General features: G+C 62.8%; 15 protein-coding genes. 6 read left to right on the top strand and 9 right to left on the bottom strand.

Annotated elements, in window-relative coordinates; genetic code table 11:
- Nucleotides 1-58 precede the first annotated feature (58 nt).
- The 4 genes from PY254_RS03985 to PY254_RS04000 all read left to right on the top strand — a co-directional run bounded on the left by PY254_RS03985 (nt 59) and on the right by PY254_RS04000 (nt 5,114).
- Complete coding sequence (locus PY254_RS03985; RefSeq protein ID WP_281014180.1) at nt 59-1,846, top strand: cation:proton antiporter; 1,788 nt, start codon at nt 59-61, stop codon at nt 1,844-1,846.
- 134 nt (nt 1,847-1,980) lie between these two features.
- Nucleotides 1,981-2,817, top strand: a complete 837-nt coding sequence (locus tag PY254_RS03990; protein ID WP_281014181.1) for an SAM-dependent methyltransferase — start codon at nt 1,981-1,983, stop codon at nt 2,815-2,817.
- Nucleotides 2,818-2,987: 170 nt separating this feature from the next.
- Nucleotides 2,988-3,287, top strand: coding sequence for a hypothetical protein (locus PY254_RS03995; RefSeq protein WP_281014182.1), 300 nt, complete (start codon nt 2,988-2,990; stop codon nt 3,285-3,287).
- Between the two features lie 87 nt (nt 3,288-3,374).
- The gene (locus tag PY254_RS04000; protein ID WP_281014183.1) at nt 3,375-5,114 is read left to right on the top strand and encodes a GGDEF domain-containing protein; all 1,740 of its coding nucleotides are present in this window, start codon (nt 3,375-3,377) and stop codon (nt 5,112-5,114) included.
- Nucleotides 5,115-5,312: 198 nt separating this feature from the next.
- Here the strand turns inward: PY254_RS04000 and aceA are convergent, their stop codons facing one another.
- Nucleotides 5,313-6,611: an isocitrate lyase gene (gene aceA / locus PY254_RS04005; protein ID WP_281014184.1), complete on the bottom strand. Its 1,299-nt coding sequence runs from the start codon at nt 6,609-6,611 to the stop codon at nt 5,313-5,315.
- A gap of 51 nt (nt 6,612-6,662) precedes the next feature.
- Nucleotides 6,663-8,258: a malate synthase A gene (gene aceB / locus PY254_RS04010; protein WP_281014185.1), complete on the bottom strand. Its 1,596-nt coding sequence runs from the start codon at nt 8,256-8,258 to the stop codon at nt 6,663-6,665.
- Nucleotides 8,259-8,380: 122 nt separating this feature from the next.
- On the opposite strand from aceB, the gene PY254_RS04015 reads away from it, so the two are divergent.
- Entirely contained in the window at nt 8,381-9,418 is a 1,038-nt protein-coding gene (locus tag PY254_RS04015) for a LysR family transcriptional regulator (RefSeq protein WP_281014186.1), read from the top strand.
- Between the two features lie 21 nt (nt 9,419-9,439).
- On the opposite strand, the gene PY254_RS04020 is transcribed toward PY254_RS04015, so the two are convergent.
- The 7 genes from PY254_RS04020 to PY254_RS04050 form a co-directional block, all read right to left on the bottom strand.
- On the bottom strand, nt 9,440-10,036 hold the full coding sequence (locus PY254_RS04020) for a 1-acyl-sn-glycerol-3-phosphate acyltransferase (protein ID WP_281014187.1): 597 nt from the start codon (nt 10,034-10,036) through the stop codon (nt 9,440-9,442).
- Nucleotides 10,033-10,455 carry an alternative ribosome rescue aminoacyl-tRNA hydrolase ArfB gene (arfB, locus tag PY254_RS04025; RefSeq protein ID WP_281014188.1) on the bottom strand — a complete coding sequence of 141 codons (423 nt, stop codon included), beginning with the start codon at nt 10,453-10,455 and terminating at the stop codon, nt 10,033-10,035. Before arfB ends, PY254_RS04020 begins: the two co-directional genes overlap by 4 nt.
- 114 nt (nt 10,456-10,569) lie before the next feature.
- Nucleotides 10,570-11,274: a pseudouridine synthase gene (locus tag PY254_RS04030; protein WP_281014189.1), complete on the bottom strand. Its 705-nt coding sequence runs from the start codon at nt 11,272-11,274 to the stop codon at nt 10,570-10,572.
- Nucleotides 11,275-11,395: 121 nt separating this feature from the next.
- Nucleotides 11,396-13,036 carry a ubiquinone biosynthesis regulatory protein kinase UbiB gene (ubiB, locus tag PY254_RS04035; RefSeq protein WP_281015151.1) on the bottom strand — a complete coding sequence of 547 codons (1,641 nt, stop codon included), beginning with the start codon at nt 13,034-13,036 and terminating at the stop codon, nt 11,396-11,398.
- Nucleotides 13,037-13,041: 5 nt separating this feature from the next.
- Nucleotides 13,042-13,692, bottom strand: a complete 651-nt coding sequence (locus PY254_RS04040) for a ubiquinone biosynthesis accessory factor UbiJ (protein ID WP_281014190.1) — start codon at nt 13,690-13,692, stop codon at nt 13,042-13,044.
- A 95-nt stretch (nt 13,693-13,787) separates the two neighbouring features.
- A complete protein-coding gene (gene trmL / locus PY254_RS04045; protein ID WP_281014191.1) occupies nt 13,788-14,261 on the bottom strand; it encodes a tRNA (uridine(34)/cytosine(34)/5-carboxymethylaminomethyluridine(34)-2'-O)-methyltransferase TrmL in 474 nt (157 codons plus the stop codon).
- A 33-nt stretch (nt 14,262-14,294) separates the two neighbouring features.
- A complete protein-coding gene (locus PY254_RS04050) occupies nt 14,295-14,516 on the bottom strand; it encodes a hypothetical protein (RefSeq protein WP_281014192.1) in 222 nt (73 codons plus the stop codon).
- Between the two features lie 273 nt (nt 14,517-14,789).
- Here PY254_RS04050 and PY254_RS04055 point away from each other — a divergent pair, with 273 nt between their 5' ends.
- Entirely contained in the window at nt 14,790-17,687 is a 2,898-nt protein-coding gene (locus PY254_RS04055; RefSeq protein WP_281014193.1) for a M16 family metallopeptidase, read from the top strand.
- Nucleotides 17,688-17,705 lie beyond the last annotated feature (18 nt).

Genomic DNA, 17,705 nt, shown 5'->3' on the forward strand with positions numbered 1-17,705 from the left:
GCTGGACGTGTCCTGCCGCGCATGTTCCGATAGCGCCCGGATCTTCCCAAGGACTGCGATGACTATCGAGCTCAGCCTGATGCTTGCCGGCATGCTGGTGATCGGCTTTCTGGCGCAATGGCTGGCGTGGCGGGTGCGGCTGCCGGCGATCGTGTTCCTGTTGCTGGCCGGCATTCTGCTGGGTCCGGTCAGCGGCGTGCTGGACCCGGACAAGCTGCTCGGCAACCTGCTGTTCCCTGCGGTTTCGCTGGCAGTGGCCTTGATTCTGTTCGAAGGCAGCCTGACCTTGCGCTTTCATGAGCTGCCGGGCATCGGCAAGGCGGTGCGCGGGCTGATCACCTATGGCGCGGTAGCTACGGTGTTGCTGCTGGCGCTGGCAGCGCATCTGGTGGCCGGCCTGAGCTGGTCGATCGCACTATTGTTCGGTGCGCTGGCGTGCGTGACCGGCCCGACGGTGATTGCGCCGATGCTGCGCACATTGCGTCCGAACGCCCGCATCGCCAACACCTTGCGATGGGAAGGCATCGTGATCGATCCGCTGGGCGCACTGTTCGCCGTGCTGATTTATGAGGCGATCATCTCGCGGCAGGAAGGTCATACCATCGGTATTTTCGTGGCCACCATCGGCAGCGGCGTGGTGATCGGCGCGCTGTCGGCCTGGATGATGGCGGCGTTCCTTCGGCGTCAGATGATTCCCGAATATCTGCAGAATTACGCGGTGCTCGCCTCGGTGCTGCTGGCCTTCAGTGTTTCCAATGCATTCACCCACGAGTCGGGCCTGCTGGCGGTGACCATCATGGGTATTGCACTGGGCAACCTGCGTGGTGTGCATATCGACGACATTCTCGACTTCAAGGAAAGCCTGACCACGCTGCTGGTGTCGATGCTGTTCATCCTGCTGGCCGCCCGACTGCATTGGCCGTTGCCGAACGGCATGCTTGGTGCCGGCATTGCCTTGTTCGTGATCGCGCAACTACTGGTACGGCCGGTGACCGTGGCGTTCGCCACGTTCGGTAGCGGGTTGAACTGGCGCGAGCGCGCGTTGATCGGCTGGGTGGCGCCGCGTGGCATCGTGGCGGCATCGGTGTCGGCACTGTTTGCGCTGCGGCTGGACGTGATGGGTGTGCCCGGCGCCGATGCACTGGTGCCACTGGTATTCACCCTGATCATCGGCACCGTGGTGTTCCAGAGTGCGACCGCGCGCCCGTTGGCGTTGTGGCTGAAGGTGGCTGAGCCGGAGCCGCGCGGCGTGCTGATCTTCGGTTCCGATGTGGTGGCTCGCGCGATCGGCAAGGCACTGGACGAGGCCGAGTTTCACGTGGTGCTGGCTGACGATGACTGGGACGGCATCCGGCTCGCCCGGATGGAAGGGCGCAATACATTCTTCGGCAATCCGGCCTCGCCGCATGCCGAGCTTCACCTGGATCTCACCGGCATTGGCCGCCTGTTGGCGGTATCCACCCACCGCGAACGCAATTCGTTGGCATGCGTGCATTACCGGCAGGAGTTCGGGCGTGAGAAGGTCTATCGCCTGCGCAATCTGACCCCGCAGGAAAACACCGACCGTGCCGCCCTCGCCGGCAACCTGCTGGCGCCGCCGCTGTTCGACGAAACGATGACCCATGGTCGTTTTGCCGAAATGCTCGGGCAGGGCTGGCGAATCAAGTCGACCAAGCTCAGCGCTACCTTCGACTGGCCGCACTTCATCGATCAGTACGGCTCCAATACGGTATTGATGTTCGGGGTGGAGGAGAAGGGCACGTTACGGGTCGCCTCGGCCAAGCGCGAACTGGAACCCAAGGCGGGCTGGACGGTGATTGCATTGGTGCCGCCGGCCAGTAGCTAGCCACCATTCCACATGCCAACGGTCATCGTGGGTTTGAGGGCTGTTCCCGGTATATTCGCTGGCTATTTCTCGGCATGGCTGCAAGTTGTCGTCGAGCCGTTTCCACTCATGAAGTCCCCCGGATATCTTCACCCATGAACACCACCACCGCGTCATTGCCGGAAGCCCCTGTACAGCACGGCAGTATCGCCTGCGTCGGTCTGGGCATGACCCTGGGATCGCATCTTTCGCCGCTCGCCCGCAGCTACATCGAACAGGCTGACGTGGTCTTTGCGGCGCTTTCGGATGCCATCGTGGAGATGTGGCTGGAACGCATGCATCCGGACGTGCGTAGCCTGCAGCCTTACTACGGCAAGGGTGATAAATCCCGCGCGGTTACCTATCGCGAATGGGTTGATGTGATGATGGTCGAAGTGCGTGCGGGCAAGAAAGTTTGCGCGGCGTTCTATGGCCATCCGGGCATTTTCGCGTGGTCGCCGCATGAGGTGATCAAGGTGGCCCGCGAGGAAGGTTTTCAGGCGCATATGGAGCCTGGAATTTCCGCCGAGGATTGCCTGTATGCGGACCTCGGCATCGATCCCGGCCGACGCGGCTGCCAGCACTACGAGGCCAGCCAGTTGCTGTTTTGCGAGACCCGCCTCAATCCCGGTGCCTACCTGGTGTTGTGGCAAGTGGGCCTGGTCGGCGATCGTTCGATGAAGCGCTTCGCCACCGGCCCGGAATACCGTCAGGTGCTGGTGGATGTGCTGGCTGACGACTACCCGCTGGATCACGAGTTGATCATCTATCGTGGCGCGACGTTGCCGATCGAACAGCCACGCATTCGTCGGGTGCTGCTGCGTGACCTTCCGGAAACACCCGTGACGGCCGAAGAGACTGTGGTACTGCCGCCCGCCGCGCCGCTGCTGGTCAACCATGCCGTACGGAAGCGCCTGGCCGCTCTGGACCGGGCCGCCGCAACCCCGACATAGTAGCTTGGAACAGCGCTGCGTCATGGTGATCGGTGTTAGCCTGTGGAGCGGGGTCGGGGGACGTTGTCGCACAGTGAAAAGCCAGGCAGTGCCTGGCGCAACCGCGACGGTGTGCTGAGCGCTTTCCGTGATGGGTTGTCATTCATTCACACGAAAAATCAGGGTAAATCATGTCCAATACGATCGAATTGCTGGAGACCATCGGGCGGGACGCATCCTTGCGTCGGGCTTCCCGGGAGAACCTCATGCATGCCTTGGGTTCGATGGACGCCAGCGTCAGCATGAAGCTGGCCGCCGCCTCGGGTGACAGGAGCCATCTCGCGCAGGAGCTTGGTGCCCGGATCAATCTCGCCGCGCAGGTCAACCACAATCCTGGTCAGGGTGGTTGCGATCCCGCTGACGACGAGATGGAAAATGAGCCCGGTGGCGAGGATGGCGAAGCGGACGGCCCGGATACTGGGGAGCATTAGCCCGGAGATGATGTGATGGCATGCGGCAAGTTGGTCTGCATGACAGCGGTTGTCGTTTTGGCAGCCGTGCTGTCTTGCGCGAACTTGATGGCGTCCAGCCTGCCTGAGAGCCAGCCTTCGGCTGCCGTGATGCTGGGCCAGGCTGAAGCGGCATGGCCGGGCAAGCCGGCACAATTCCAGGTTCTTGTCGCGAAGCTGCATTTGCACGAGAAGCAGCTGACGGCGCAGCAGCGTTGGCACCTGCAGCTGCTGGACACATGGCCGCCCACGTTCGATGGCAAGTACGCCAGCGTGGAGGCTGCTCTGGTCGACATCATCGACCACTCCGGCGACAAGGCGCTTGCCGTGCGGGCACAGGCCGCCTTGTTGCGCGGCAAATTCTTCAGTCGACACTATGTCGAAGCCTATGCGCTGGCCAATGCCTTGATGGTCGAACTTCCGACAGTCACTGACCCGACCGCGCGCATGGAGGCGATGTATCAAATCATCCTCATGTTGAACCGGACGGCCGTGGGGCAATACGACCTGGCGCTGCAGTATGCGCGTCAGATGAAGTCCGAGCTGCCCTCGCCGAAGGCTCAGTGCTTCGGCAGTGCGCTTGAGGTGCAGTCTTTACTGTATGGCGACAAGGTGACCTCAGGCAGCCCCGAATTTCAACATGCGATTGATGTGTGCCTTGCTGCCGGCGTACCCGAGCAAGTGGTTCCGTTGCGCCTGGATCTGGCCAGCGAGTTGATTTTTGAAGGCCATGCCAGTCGCGCGATTACCTTGCTGCAACGGATTGCTCCCGATGTCCGTAAGACACGCTACACCGCGTATCTTGCGTCCTTGCCCGTCACCCTGGCGCAGGCCTATTTGAGTCGCGGTGATGCCGCCAAGGCACGAGAATACGCACTGGCCAGCATTGCCGTAACAGGCGCGGATAGCCCGCTATGGACCCTGCCGGCCGCTTACAAAGTGTTGTACGAGGCTGAGAAGATGAGCGGTAATGACACCGCCGCACTGACTTATTACGAGAAGTATGTAGCCCAGGAGACGGCGGCGTTGGATGATGCCAAGGCCAGTGCACTGGCCTATCAGATGGTCAGGCAGCAGGTTGAAGCGAAGAAGGTGAAGCTGGATGCGTTGAGCAAGCAGAACAGCATTCTTCAGTTGCGTCAGGCGCTGACCAGTCAGGCGCAGAGAACCAGCCAGCTGTTCATCGTGCTGCTGCTGGTCGTGCTGGCTTTCATCACTTTGGCGATGGTGTGGCTGAGGCGCTCCCAACTGCGCTTCCGGAACATGGCGCGTCATGATGGATTGACCGGGGCGTTCAACCGCGAGCACTTCTTCGAGGAGGCCCGTGGCACGTTGCGACGGCTCAGCAAGACAAAAACCAGTGTCTGCCTGGTCGTGCTGGATCTGGATCACTTCAAGCTGGTCAACGACACCTACGGCCACGCCGCTGGCGACGTGGTCTTGCGACATGCCGTGGCTGCTTGTCAGGGAGAACTGCGCGGCTCGGACGTGTTTGGCCGTCTGGGTGGTGAGGAGTTCGGCCTGCTGATGCCGGGATGCTCACGTGAGCAAGGCGTTGAGATTGCCACGCGCATTCGGCTTGCGTTGGCAGCGATGCCGATGGTGCTGGATTCGGATAGCACTATCCACGTATCGGCGAGCTTCGGGCTGGTCTGCAGTCCCTGTTCCGAACTCACGTTGCATCAATTGTTGAGGCAAGCCGATCTGGCGCTCTATCGCGCCAAGGAATCGGGTCGCAATCGCGTGGATGTGAGTGCCGATGCGTCCACGCGGGCTCAGGCCGACGAGGGTCTTGCTACCCACGCATGATGCAGCAGGGTTTTCGCCCAAGCTGAAGGTTGCGGGACGGCGCATCAGCGAGCTACAGAAGTCCATCGCAGTGGCGTTGCCGTTCGTGCAGTCTTTCGAGGTAAACGCAACGAAGCGACGCGCTGATCTTCGCTGAAATGAAGATCGGTGCGCCGCTCCGCAGCAGTTCTTTTCAGTCCGGGGTGAACACTTGCGTGCTTACGCCGCCGCCGTCTGCTTGAACTGCTCTTCCTCGGTCGAACCCGTCAATGCGGTGGTCGAAGACTGGCCCTGCTGGATCGCCTGGGTCACCGCATCGAAGTAACCGGTGCCCACTTCGCGCTGATGCTTCACCGCGGTGAAGCCACGGTCCGCGGCGGCGAATTCCTTTTCCTGCAGCTCGACGAACGCGCTCATCTGGCGGCGTGCATAACCATGTGCCAGGTCGAACATGCCGTAGTTGAGGCTGTGGAAGCCGGCCAGCGTGATGAACTGGAACTTGTAACCCATCGCGCCCAGTTCCTTCTGGAAACTGGCGATGGTGGCGTCGTCCAGGTTCTTCTTCCAGTTGAAGCTGGGTGAACAGTTGTACGCGAGCATCTTGCCGGGGAATTTCGCGTGGATCGCTTCGGCGAAACGGCGCGCGTCGTCGAGGTTCGGTTTGCTGGTTTCGCACCAGATCAGGTCGGCGTACGGCGCGTAGGCCAGGCCGCGGCTGATCGCCTGATCCAGGCCGGGCTTGACCCGGTAGAAGCCTTCGACGGTGCGCTCGCCGGTGATGAACGCCTTGTCGTTGTCGTCGATGTCCGAGGTGAGCAAGTCAGCGGCGTCCGCATCGGTGCGCGCCACCAGCAGGGTCGGCACGCCGGCAACGTCGGCGGCGAGGCGCGCGGCGTTCAACTTGTCGACTGCTTCGCGGGTCGGCACCAGCACCTTGCCGCCCATGTGGCCGCACTTCTTCACCGAGGCCAGCTGATCTTCAAAATGCACGCCGGCAGCGCCGGCTTCGATCATCGCCTTCATCAACTCGAATGCATTCAGCACGCCGCCGAAACCGGCCTCGGCGTCGGCCACGATTGGCACCAGCCAGTCGATGTCGTTGTTGCCTTCGGCGTGATGCAACTGGTCGGCGCGCAGCAAGGTGTTGTTGATCCGCTTGACCACCAGCGGCACCGAGTTGGCCGGGTACAACGACTGGTCCGGATACATCTCGCCGGCCACGTTCGCATCGGCGGCGACCTGCCAGCCGCTGAGGTAGATCGCCTGCAAACCGGCCTTGACCTGCTGCATCGCCTGGTTGCCGGTGAGTGCGCCCAACGCGTTGACGAAGTCTTCCTTGTGCAGCGACTTCCACAGCCGCTCGGCGCCGCGGCGGGCCAGCGAATGCTCCACCTGCACGGTGCCGCGCAAGCGCACCACGTCCTCGGCGGAGTAGTTGCGCTGCACGCCGGTCCAGCGCGGGTTGTTGTTCCAGTCCAGCTTGATCTGTTCAGCAGTTTGCAGGGCGGTGGTCTTCATGGCGTGGCTCCGTAGGACGATGATTCGTGGCGATCGGATCTGAGGGATGGATCAGGCGAGCTGGTCGTAGGCAGGCAGGGTGAGGAAGTCGCCGAGGACATCGGCGTGGGTCATCGCCGAAAGCAACTTGGCGGCGGCGTCGGCACGGGCGGCACCGGGATGCTGGCTGTCACGCAGGCGATGCGTATGCGTGGCCAGCGCGTGGTCAAACAATGCGAAGTCGATCGGGGCATGGTCGGGAAATTCGAGTTCACCGTGATGCAGCCACTGCCACAGTTGGGCGCGGGCAATCTCGGCGGTAGCGGCGTCCTCCATCAGGTGATGGATCGGCACGCAGCCCAGGCCGTCGAGCCACGCGGCGGTGTAACGCAGGCACACCTCGACGTTGTTGTCGAAACCGGCACGCGTGATGGTGCCGTTCGGTGCTGCCAGCAACTGTTCCCGACTCACTTGCACATCGTTGCGCAGCAGGGACAGTTGATTGGCGGACGGCATGTATTCGTCGAAGATCTGCTGTGCCACCGCCACCAGAGCCGGATGTGCCACCCAGGTGCCGTCGTGGCCGGCTTGTACCTCGCGCAGCTTGTCGGTGCGCACCTTGGCCAGTGCCGCTTCGTTGGCCGCGTCGTCACCCTTGATCGGAATCTGCGCGGCCATGCCGCCCATCGCGAACGCGCCGCGGCGATGACAGGTCTGGATCAGCAGCTCCGAATACGCCTTCAGGAACGGTGCGGTCATCTGCACCTGACCACGTTCCGGCAGCAAGCGGTCGCGATGGCCGCGCAAGGTCTTCAGGTACGAGAAGATGTAATCCCAGCGGCCGCAGTTCAGGCCAACCGCGCGGCGACGCAGCGCATGCAGGATCTCGTGCATCTGGAACGCCGCTGGCAGCGTCTCGATCAGCACGGTGGCCTTCATCGTGCCGACCGGCAACTGCAGTTCCTCTTCGGCGGCTGCCATCACGGCGTCCCACAGCGCCGCTTCTTCCATCGCCTCGAGTTTCGGCAGATAGAAGTACGGGCCGCGATCCGCGCTGTGCAGCGCACGGGCGTTGTGGCTCACGAACAAGGCAAAGTCGACCAGCGCGCCGGACACCGGCTCGCCATCCACGCTGAAGAACTTGTCATGCAGGTGCCAGCCGCGCGGGCGCACCACCAGTACTGCCGGGTTCGCGCCGACGCGGTACGACTTGCCCTCGGCCGAGGTGAAGTCGATCGAGCCATTCACCGCGTCGCGCAGATTGATCTGGCCGTCGAGTTGGTTGGCGAAGGTGGGCGCCGAGGAATCTTCGAAATCGGCCATGAACACTTTCGAGCCGGAATTGAGCGCGTTGATGATCATCTTGCGTTCGACCGGGCCGGTGATCTCGACCCGTCGATCGCGCAGCGCTGCCGGGATGGTGGCGACGCTCCAGTCCGATTCGCGGATCGCCGTGGTGTCGGCACGGAAGTCGGGCAGGCCGCCAGCGTCATAACCCGCCTGGCGCTCACGTCGGGCCTGCAACAGGCGTTGACGGATCGGTTCAAAGCGGTCGTGCAGACGCGCCAGCAAGGCCAATGCGGCCGGGGTCAGGATGCTCTCGTATCCGGTGCGGTCGGAGTGGATCTCGACGTTGCCGAGTTCGAGTTTTTCCTGCGGTACTGCCATGGCGTTGCTCCGGGTCGGGAATGACTCGAAGCTAGGCAGAAATTATGTATTTGACAAAGTGAATGTTTCAATCACTACTATGAGCATTACCAATACATATTTTAAGCTATTGAAGTTACGCAATGAAAAACCTCGATCCAGCGCTGAGCAAGCCGAAAAAATCGCGCCGCAGCGCAGCAAAAAAGCGCGGTGATGGTGCGCGCGCCGAAAGCAGCGGCCGGTTCTATTACAAAGGCAACCGGCACAAGCAGTTACGCGCGTTTGTGAGCGTAGTGAAGCTGGGTACGTTGACCCGTGCGGCGGAGGCTTTGTATCTCTCGCAACCCACTATAAGCCTGCAATTACAGGCACTTGAGCGCGAGCTTGGGGTGAGCCTGATGGAGCGGCGGCGTCGCCGCATCAACCTCACCGATGCAGGCGAAGCGCTGTACGAGCTGGCGCGGCCACTGGTTGAAGGTTGGGACACGCTGGATCGCGACTTCCAGGCGAAAGTGAAGGGTCTGCAGGCCGGCCGCCTGACCATCGCCGCCGGTACCTCCACTATCCAGTACCTGCTACCCGACCTGGTGCGCCGCTATCGCGAGCGCTTCCCCGCGGTGCAACTGCAGTTGGCCAATGTCACCGGCAAGGACGGCATGGCCATGCTGCGCGCGGACGATGCCGACTTCGCCGTGGGTTCGATGCTGGATGTGCCCAACGACATCGCCTGGGCGCCGATACAGCATTACGACCCGATGCTGATCATGCCGCCAGACCATCCGCTGGCAGAAAAGGAACAGATCACGCTGGAGGATTTGTCGCCGTATGGCTTGATCCTGCCGCCGCAACGGCTGTCGACGTACCGGCTGGTTGATCTGGTCTTCCAGCAGCGGCAGGTGCCGTATCACGTGGCGATTGAAGTCGGCGGCTGGGACGTGATCAAGGAATACGTGGCGATGGGCATGGGCATCTCCATCGTCACCGGCATCTGCATCACCGAAGCCGACCACGCGCGACTGGCGGTGCGCAACATGAAGCAGTTCTTTCCGCAGCGCAGCTACGGCGTGGTGATGCGCAAGGGCAAGTTCCTCACCGCCGAAGCGCGCGCCTTCATCGATCTGATTCGCCCAGGCCTGCTGACCCATCGCGAGCATGATGATCCGGGTCATTCACAGCGCTGAAGTCGTGAGGCGTGTTGCGTGCTATACGCCGCGGTGCTTGCCTTTGAAAGGCGCATAGATTTCGCGCAGCCGCGCCAGATCCGCTTCCACGTCATCACTGGTGTGGAATAGCGGGCCGACGCCGATGGTCTTGTCGGGATAGTTGAACCAGGCGGTGACGATCGGTACGTCGGATTCATGCGCGATGCGCCAGAAACCACTTTTCCAGCGTGTCACCGGTTTGCGCGTGCCTTCCGGCGCAAGGCCCAGCCATAGCGATTCGTGCTGTTGCAACTGCTCGGTCATCTGCTCAACCACGCCCTTCGCTGCGCGGCGATCAATCGGCATGCCGCCGAGTCGGCGCAACAGCCCGCCGAGTGGGCCGCGGAACAGCTCCTGTTTGCCCATGAAGTGGATGTCGGCACCGATACCGACCTTCAGCAGCAAGCCCCACACGCCGTCCCACCACGATGAGTGTGGCGCGGCAATCAGCACAGCCTTGGGCACGTCGGGAAACTCGCCGACCAGGCTCCAGCCACACAACCGCATGACGCCGCGACACAGCTTGCGGCGCCAGTTGTCGGTCAAGTGCGGCATCTGCGGCGGCAACTGTTCGGGGCTGGGCAAATATCCCTTCATTCGAGATCCGGCTTGCGTGAGCGGGCTTGTTTGATTTGACCGCGTTGCTGCTTGCCGACCAGGCGACGTTCCTTCGATGCACGGGTGGGCCGAGTGGCAACACGTTTCTTCGGCGGAATCAGCACGCCGCGAATGAGTTCGACCAGTCGTTCGCGCACGTCGTCACGGTTGCGTACCTGTTCGCGGAAGCGGCGCCCCTGAATCACCAGCACGCCATCGGCCGTCAGACGGCGATCACGGCGTTCCAGCAGACGCGCGCGGATCTCGTCCGGCAACGATGGCGAATTGGTAACGTCAAAACGCAGTTCCACCGCGCTCTCGGTGCGGTTCACATGTTGTCCGCCCGGACCGTCGGCGCGCAGGAAGCGCTCGACCAGTTCGGACTCGGGCAGGGAGATGTTGCGACTGATGATCAGCATGCGGCCAGTCTAGTGGAGCGAGCAGGTAGTAATGGAACGAGAAGTGAGAATCGCGCGGAACAGCGGAGCGCGATGCGCTGCCTTTCTCTCGCTTCTCACTTCTCGCCCTGCCACTCATTTCTCATAAGGCAGCTTCCAATCGAAGCGTTCCAGCAAACTCGTATAAGCCTCGTCCAGCGGCGCTTCGATGCGCATGGGCGCACCACTGATCGGATGCGCGAAATCCACACGCCATGCGTGCAGCAGCATCCGGTGGCAGCCGAAGTATTGCTTGTAGAGACGGTTGTGATCGCCGCGACCGTGCTGGCAGTCGCCAATCACCGGATGATGAATATGCGCCAGATGTTTGCGGATCTGCCGGAAGCGACCACTTTGCGGCTCGGCCAGAACGAAGGCGTAGCGCTGCTGGGGGTAACGGCCCAGCTCGATCGGCACCTCGATCGTGGCGAGGCGGCGATAGCGGGTGCTGGCCTCGCGACGCGGGCCGGTTTCACGCGAGCCGGGCAGCGGATAGTCGATCACGTTGTCGCCCGGTTCGGGCCAGCCGCGAACCACCACCAGATACTGCTTGTGGATGGTGCGTTCCATGAATTGCTGACCCAGGGCGGCGGCAACGTCTTTGTTGCGTGCGACCAGCAATACGCCGCTGGTGGCACGGTCCAGTCGATGCGCGAGGTAGACGTTGTCGCCGACTTGTTCGCGCAAGAGATCGATCAGAAATTCCTCGGCATTGCCGACCATTTTCGAACGATGCACGGCGAGATTCGCGGGCTTGTTCACCGCGATCATCGCGTCGTCCTGGTAAAGGATCTCGATCATGGGCCTGGTATGGATTTCTTCGTAGGAGCCCGCTTGCGGGCGATGCAGTTGCTTCTGAGAGCCCAGCGGAAGATAACGACGGAAGCATCGCCCGCGAGCGGGCTCCTACGGGGTCGGTTAGTCAGCGTGCGCGTGGCCAGCCGAGGACGAAGGCGAGCAGAGCGGCGATGCCGGCGCCGATTGCTGGCCACGGGCCGTGTTGCGGTGCCAGCGTCCACAACAGTGCCGAGCCGATCAGCAAGCTGCTACCAAGCAGCCCGCATGCGAGCACCTTGTGTTGGCCACGCGCACTTTGCAGAGCGATCTGCAGTGCGAGCGGGTCAGCCAGCTCACGCCGTTCTCCACGGCCGAGTTGGCGCAGCGCGTCCCGTACGCGCTCGGGAAACTCGGGCGCGTCGTGCAGCCATTCCGGCAGGCGCTTGCGTACTTCGCGCAGCGTGCGTAACGGGCTGTAACGTTCGCGCAGGATGCGCTTGAGCACCGGATGCGCCACTGCCCAGATATCGATCTCCGGATCAAGCATGCGGCCGACACCTTCGATGTTCAGCAAGGTCTTCTGCAGCAGGATCAGTTGCGGCTGCACGGTCAGCTCGAAACGGCGCGCGGTCTGGAACAGTTTGACCACCAACTCGGCCAGCGAAATCTGCGACAACGGGCGGGTGAAGTACGGCTCGCACACCGTGCGCACGGCGGCTTCCAGTTCATCCAGGCGCACATTGGACGGCATCCAGCCGGCGTCGACATGCAGTTTGGCAATGCGCGCGTAGTCACGTTCGAACAGCGCGATGAAATTCTGCGCCAGCCAGTATTGGTCGGCCTCGGGCAACTGGCCCATGATGCCGAAATCCAGCGCGATGAAACGTGGTTCGGCCGTGCGTGTGGGGTCGACCCAGATGTTGCCGGGGTGGGCGTCGGCGTGGAAAAAATTGTCGCGGAACACCTGCTCGTAGAACACCCGCACGCCCTTGATTGCCAGCGCCTTGCGATCGAGCCCGGCCGCGTCGATCGCCGCGATGTCGTCGCTGCTGATGCCGTAAACGCGCTCCAGCGTCAGCACGCGGGTGGCGGTCAGGTCCCAGTGCACCTCGGGCACATAAAGATCCACGCCACTGGCGAAGTTGCGCTTGAGCAGACTGGCGCTGGCGCCTTCGCGCTGCAGGTCCAGCTCGTTCTCCAGCATCTTCTCGACTTCGGCAACCACATCGAGCGGGCGGATCTTGTCGGCGTTCGGATGCCAGCGCTGGGCCAGTTCGCCGAGGGAGCGCAGCAGCTTCACGTCACGCGCGATGCGTGCGTCAATACCCGGGCGCAGCACCTTGACTACCACCTCCCGACCGTCATGCAGGGTGGCTGCATGGACCTGCGCGATCGACGCGGAGGCCAGCGGCGTCTCGTCGAAGCTGGCGTACAGGCGCTCAATCGGCTGCTTGAGTTCCTGCTCGACGATCACACGCGCTTCGGCGCCGGGAAACGGCGCGACTTGATCCTGCAGCAACGCCAGTTCGTCGGCGATATCGACCGGCACCAGATCGCGGCGGGTGGACAGTACCTGACCAGCCTTGACGAAGATCGGCCCCAGCTCGGTCAGCGCATGCCGCAGGCGGGCGCCACGCGGCAAGCCCGTGATGTCGACACGCGGCTTGCTCACGAACGGTCGCAGCAACTTCAGCGGGCGATACAGGTGTGCCGCGTCGACCAGTTCGTCGAGTCGATAAGCCAGCAGCACGGAGGCCACTCGCAGCAGGCGGGGAACCACCTTCAGCGGCGTCACGCGGCGTTGCTCGACAGGCGCTGCAACAGCCGTTGCACGCGTGATTCCAGTCGTTCGCTGCGTTCGCGCAGTGCGTCCACGCCATCGAGGAAACCTTCGACCTCACCCGGTGCCATCGCCACCCGCGCTTCGTCGCGCAGCCAGTCGGCGGTGTCTTCAGTGAGATGGCTGGCGCTTTCGCGGGCGTGAGTCAGGCCGCTGCGTAGAGCCTTGGCCAGCGGCACACCGAGCACGTCGCCGAACGTGCGCGCGAATGCTTCCTCAAAATCGGGGGCGAACTTGCTGGCCAGTTTTTCCAGCCGGCGTGCGAGTTCGGCATCGCCGGCAATCTCCACCTTGCCGGGCGCGATCCCGTCATCATCGCGCCGAAACATCATCGCCAGCAGGCTGCCCGGTGAGGCGGCGACCTTCAACTGGTTGTCATCCTGCGGTGGGCCGACCTGCAGACGGCCGTCTTCGACCGTGACAGCGAGGGCGATTTCTGGGCCACGCAGATGCAACTGCACGCTGCGTCCGTTCAATGCCGCCAGCTTCTGCTGGGTGTCCGGATCGAGCGACAAGGTGTGGTTCAGCGCGGTTTCGAGTGCGCGGCCGGCGAGTTTGCGCAGCGGCTGCGGCAACCAGGAATTGGGAGAGGCAGTGGTCATCGGCCAATTGTAGCCGTGCCGACCTTAATTCGTAGGAGCCCGCTGGCGGGCGATGCCGTTCGCGTCACTCAGACGCATCGCCCGCCAGCGGGCTCCTACCGGTTGGCTGCCGCGCCGGCAAAGCCGAGTTGCCGCCATGCCTCGTAGACCGCAACGGCGACGGTGTTCGACAAATTGAGGCTGCGGCTGTCCGGGCACATTGGCAGACGCAGGCGCTGCTCGGCGGGAATCGTTTCGAGCACCGCCGCCGGCAGGCCGGCAGTCTCGCAGCCGAACAGCAGGGCGTCACCGTCGGCAAAGCGTGCGTCGACATGAGCGACGCGTCCGCGCGTGGTGAACGCGAACACGCGCGGATTACCCATCACCTCAAGGCAACCAGACAGGTCATCGTGTACCGCCATGCGGGCGTACTCGTGATAGTCCAGTCCGGCGCGGCGCAGTCGCGCATCGTCGAGTTCGAAGCCCAGCGGGCGGATCAGGTGCAAGGCTGCGCCGGTGTTCGCGCACAGGCGAATCACGTTGCCGGTGTTCGGCGGAATTTCGGGATTGAACAGGATGACGTGGATCATCTGTCCATTATCGCCGCTTCATGCGCTTTGCGATCAACCGTTCAACGAAGGTACGCCAGCAATCAGCGGACACATCACGCCGTCAGCGGGCAGGGCGCAACTGCTCGGCGCGGCCAGCAACATGGCGCCGATGCTGTTGCTGTGTGCCAGCGGCACCGAGGCGGGGGTGATGGTCAACATCGCGCCGAAGATCAGGGCGCATACCGCCAGGCAGGCGAGGAACAGGCCGCGCAACATCAGGGTTTCGAATTTCATGAGCTTGTCTCCGACGAGATGGGAAGAGTCCTTGCAGGTATACAGAGGCAACCCGCGTGCCAACGGTTGCAGGCAGTTCAAGTCATTGATTTTACGACACCCCGACCAAGACTTGGCCCGGCCCTGGCTGTCCGCGGACAGTGGCCGTGGCCGCTTCCGGACAGCCGCACGCGCGGACAGCGTGCCGGCCGCGCGTATGCCGCAAGTCATTTGCGGTGCGTGTCCCGCACCCGCTAGCCTTGGGGGACTTATCCGTGAAACAGGAGGTTCACCGTGACGAAGAAGCCACTCGCATTGCTGATTGCTGGCGCACTTACCCTGGCTGGCGGCGTACCGTTGGCGTGGGCAGCGCCGGATGTTGCACCCGTTGTCGCGCCGGCTGCATCGGCGGCCACGCAGCAAATCCCCGAGCTCGCCTACAGCCGCTTCACTCTGCCCAACGGCTTGACCGTGGTGGTGCATGAGGACCACAAGGCGCCGGTAGTGGCGGTGAGCGTCTGGTACCACGTCGGTTCTTCCTACGAGCCGAAAGGCAAGACCGGCTTCGCGCACTTGTTCGAACATCTGATGTTCCAGGGTTCGGAGAATCACAAGGACGAATACTTCAAGCCGTTCGAGCTGGCCGGTGCCACTGACCAGAACGGCACCACCTGGCTGGACCGCACCAACTATTTCGAGACCGTGCCGACCACCGCGCTGGACATGGCGTTGTGGATGGAGTCCGACCGCATGGGCCACTTGCTCGGCGCGATCGGCATGCCGCAGCTCAACGAACAGCGCGGCGTGGTGCAGAACGAGAAGCGCCAGGGCGAGAACCAGCCGTATGGGCGTGCCGGTGAGCTGATCCAGGCCGAGGCGTTCCCGGCCAACCATCCCTATCACCACGACACCATCGGCTCGATGGACGACTTGAATGCCGCCTCGCTCGGCGACGTCAAGCAGTGGTTCCGTGACTACTACGGCGCGGCGAACACGGTGGTGGTGCTGTCCGGCGACATCACGCCGGCGGTGGCGAAAGAGAAGATGCAGAAGTATTTCGGCGACATCGCCGCCGGCCCGCAGGTACCGCGTCCGCAGCCGTGGGTTGCCGCGCGCGACAAGTCCACCCGCGGCACGATGACCGACAACGTGGCACAGACCCGCATCTATCGCGAATGGAATGTGCCCGGCCGTGGCAGCAGCGACGAGAGCCAGCTGGAGCTGGCCGCCGCCGTTCTCGGCGGCAGCAAGACGTCGCGGCTGTATCAGCGACTGGTCTACCAGGACAAGTTGGCCGACGACGTCTCGGTTGATGTCGACCAGCACGTGCTGGCCAGCATGTTCGAGTTGCAGGTCGACGTGAAGAAAGGCGTCGAGCCGGCCAAGGTCGAAGCTGCCATAGCCGACGAGTGGCAGAAATTCCTCAAAGACGGCCCCACCGCCGATGAACTGGCGCGGGTCAAGACCGAAACACGCGCCTCGTTCGTGCGCGGTCTGGAAAAGGTCAACACGCAAGCGTCGATTCTCGCCCAGGGCCAGCTTTATCACGGCGATCCGGGCCAGTATCTGAAGGCCTTCAACGAGCTGATGGCGGCAACCCCGGCCAGCGTCAAAACCGTTGCCAACCAGTGGATCGCCAAGGGTGATTTCACCTTGACGGTGGTGCCGGGCAAGGTCGATGCGACCGATATGGCGAAGCTGTCCGGTCGCGCTGCGGCGCCCGGCGCACCGAAGCCGGTGCTTTCCGCCAAGGGTGATTACAAGGCCGTAGCGAGTGACCTTGACCGCAGCAAGGGTGTGCCTGAAGTCAGCAGTTTTCCCGACCTCAGCTTCCCGAAGCTGGAGCGTGGCAAGCTCGACAACGGTATCGAAGTGATTCTGGCCGAGCGCCACACCGTTCCGGCTGTGCAATTGCAGTTGCTGTTTGATGCCGGCTATGCCGCCGATCAGGGTCGCAAGCTGGGCACCTCCAGCTTCACCATGAGCATGCTCGACGAAGGCAGCAAGAATCTCGATTCGGTGGAGATCGCCAAGCGCAAGCAGCGTCTTGGCGCGATCATCGCCAGCGGTTGCGGGCTGGATTATTGCAACGCCTCGCTCAACGCGCTGGATGATCAGTTGAAGCCGTCGCTGGATCTGTTCGCCGACATCGTGCGCAACCCGGCCTTCCGCGATACCGACGTCAGCCGCTTGCGTGGCCAGTGGCTGGCCGGCATCGCCCAGGAAAAGAGCCAGCCCATCGGCATTGCCCTGCGTACCCTGCCGCCGCTGCTGTACGGCAACGGCCATGCGTATGCGATCCCGTTCACCGGTTCGGGTACCGAGGCGTCGATCAAGTCGTTGACAGCCGATGACATGCGCGGCTTCATCAACGATTACGTCCGACCGGACAACGTGAAGATCCTGGTCGCCGGTGACACCACGCTGGACAAGATCATCCCGCAGTTGAACGCGGCGTTCGGCGACTGGAAGGCGCCGGCGAGCAAGGTGCCGGTGAAGAATATCGGCAAGGTGGACCCGCCCCAGGATGTGCGCGTGTTCCTGGTTGATCGTCCGGGAGCCCAGCAGACGCTGATCCTGGCCGGTAGCCTGGCACCGTCCACCGAGGCGCCGGACAACCTGCAGATCCAGACCATGAACGGTGCCTTCGGTGGCACGTTCACCTCGCGCCTCAATATGAACCTGCGCGAGGACAAGCACTGGGCCTACGGCGCCTTCAGTTTCCTGCAGAACGCGGTGGGGCAGCGTCCATTCATGCTTTACGCGCCGGTGCAGACCGACAAGACCGGGCCTTCCATTTCGGAAATGTTGAAGGAAGCCAAGGGCGTCATCGGTGACAAGCCGTTGACCGCTGCTGAGATCAGCAAGGTCAAGGTCGGCGACGTACGCAGCATGCCCGGTCAGTACCAGACCACCTCGGCGGTGATGGGTGCGATGCAAGGTATCGTCCAGTACAACCGTCCGGATGATTATGTGCAGACCATGAAGGCACGCATCGAAGGCCAGAGCGATGCGTCGGTGGAAGCGGCGGCGAAGCAGGTCATTCATCCCGACCAGTTGACCTGGGTGATCGTCGGTGACCTGGCGAAAATCGAGTCGCCGATTCGCGCATTGAAGCTGGGCAAGGTGCAAGTGATGGATGCCGATGGCAAGCCGGTGGCCGACAAGCCAGCCAGCAAGCCGGGCAAGTAAGCCGGTGAAGCAAGCTCG

It is taken from the genome of Rhodanobacter sp. AS-Z3 (assembly GCF_029224025.1).
GTDB lineage: Bacteria > Pseudomonadota > Gammaproteobacteria > Xanthomonadales > Rhodanobacteraceae > Rhodanobacter.

Bases quoted from the DNA above. Each gene is read 5' to 3' on its own strand.
- PY254_RS04030 (WP_281014189.1), bottom strand. From the start codon at position 11,274: ATGATCGAGATCCTTTACCAGGACGACGCGATGATCGCGGTGAACAAG.
- PY254_RS03985 (WP_281014180.1), top strand. From the start codon at position 59: ATGACTATCGAGCTCAGCCTGATGCTTGCCGGCATGCTGGTGATCGGC.
- PY254_RS04015 (WP_281014186.1), top strand. From the start codon at position 8,381: ATGAAAAACCTCGATCCAGCGCTGAGCAAGCCGAAAAAATCGCGCCGC.
- PY254_RS04040 (WP_281014190.1), bottom strand. From the start codon at position 13,692: ATGACCACTGCCTCTCCCAATTCCTGGTTGCCGCAGCCGCTGCGCAAA.
- PY254_RS03995 (WP_281014182.1), top strand. From the start codon at position 2,988: ATGTCCAATACGATCGAATTGCTGGAGACCATCGGGCGGGACGCATCC.
- PY254_RS04050 (WP_281014192.1), bottom strand. From the start codon at position 14,516: ATGAAATTCGAAACCCTGATGTTGCGCGGCCTGTTCCTCGCCTGCCTG.
- aceB (WP_281014185.1), bottom strand. From the start codon at position 8,258: ATGGCAGTACCGCAGGAAAAACTCGAACTCGGCAACGTCGAGATCCAC.
- PY254_RS04000 (WP_281014183.1), top strand. From the start codon at position 3,375: ATGGCGTCCAGCCTGCCTGAGAGCCAGCCTTCGGCTGCCGTGATGCTG.
- trmL (WP_281014191.1), bottom strand. From the start codon at position 14,261: ATGATCCACGTCATCCTGTTCAATCCCGAAATTCCGCCGAACACCGGC.
- arfB (WP_281014188.1), bottom strand. From the start codon at position 10,455: ATGCTGATCATCAGTCGCAACATCTCCCTGCCCGAGTCCGAACTGGTC.
- PY254_RS03990 (WP_281014181.1), top strand. From the start codon at position 1,981: ATGAACACCACCACCGCGTCATTGCCGGAAGCCCCTGTACAGCACGGC.
- aceA (WP_281014184.1), bottom strand. From the start codon at position 6,611: ATGAAGACCACCGCCCTGCAAACTGCTGAACAGATCAAGCTGGACTGG.
- PY254_RS04020 (WP_281014187.1), bottom strand. From the start codon at position 10,036: ATGAAGGGATATTTGCCCAGCCCCGAACAGTTGCCGCCGCAGATGCCG.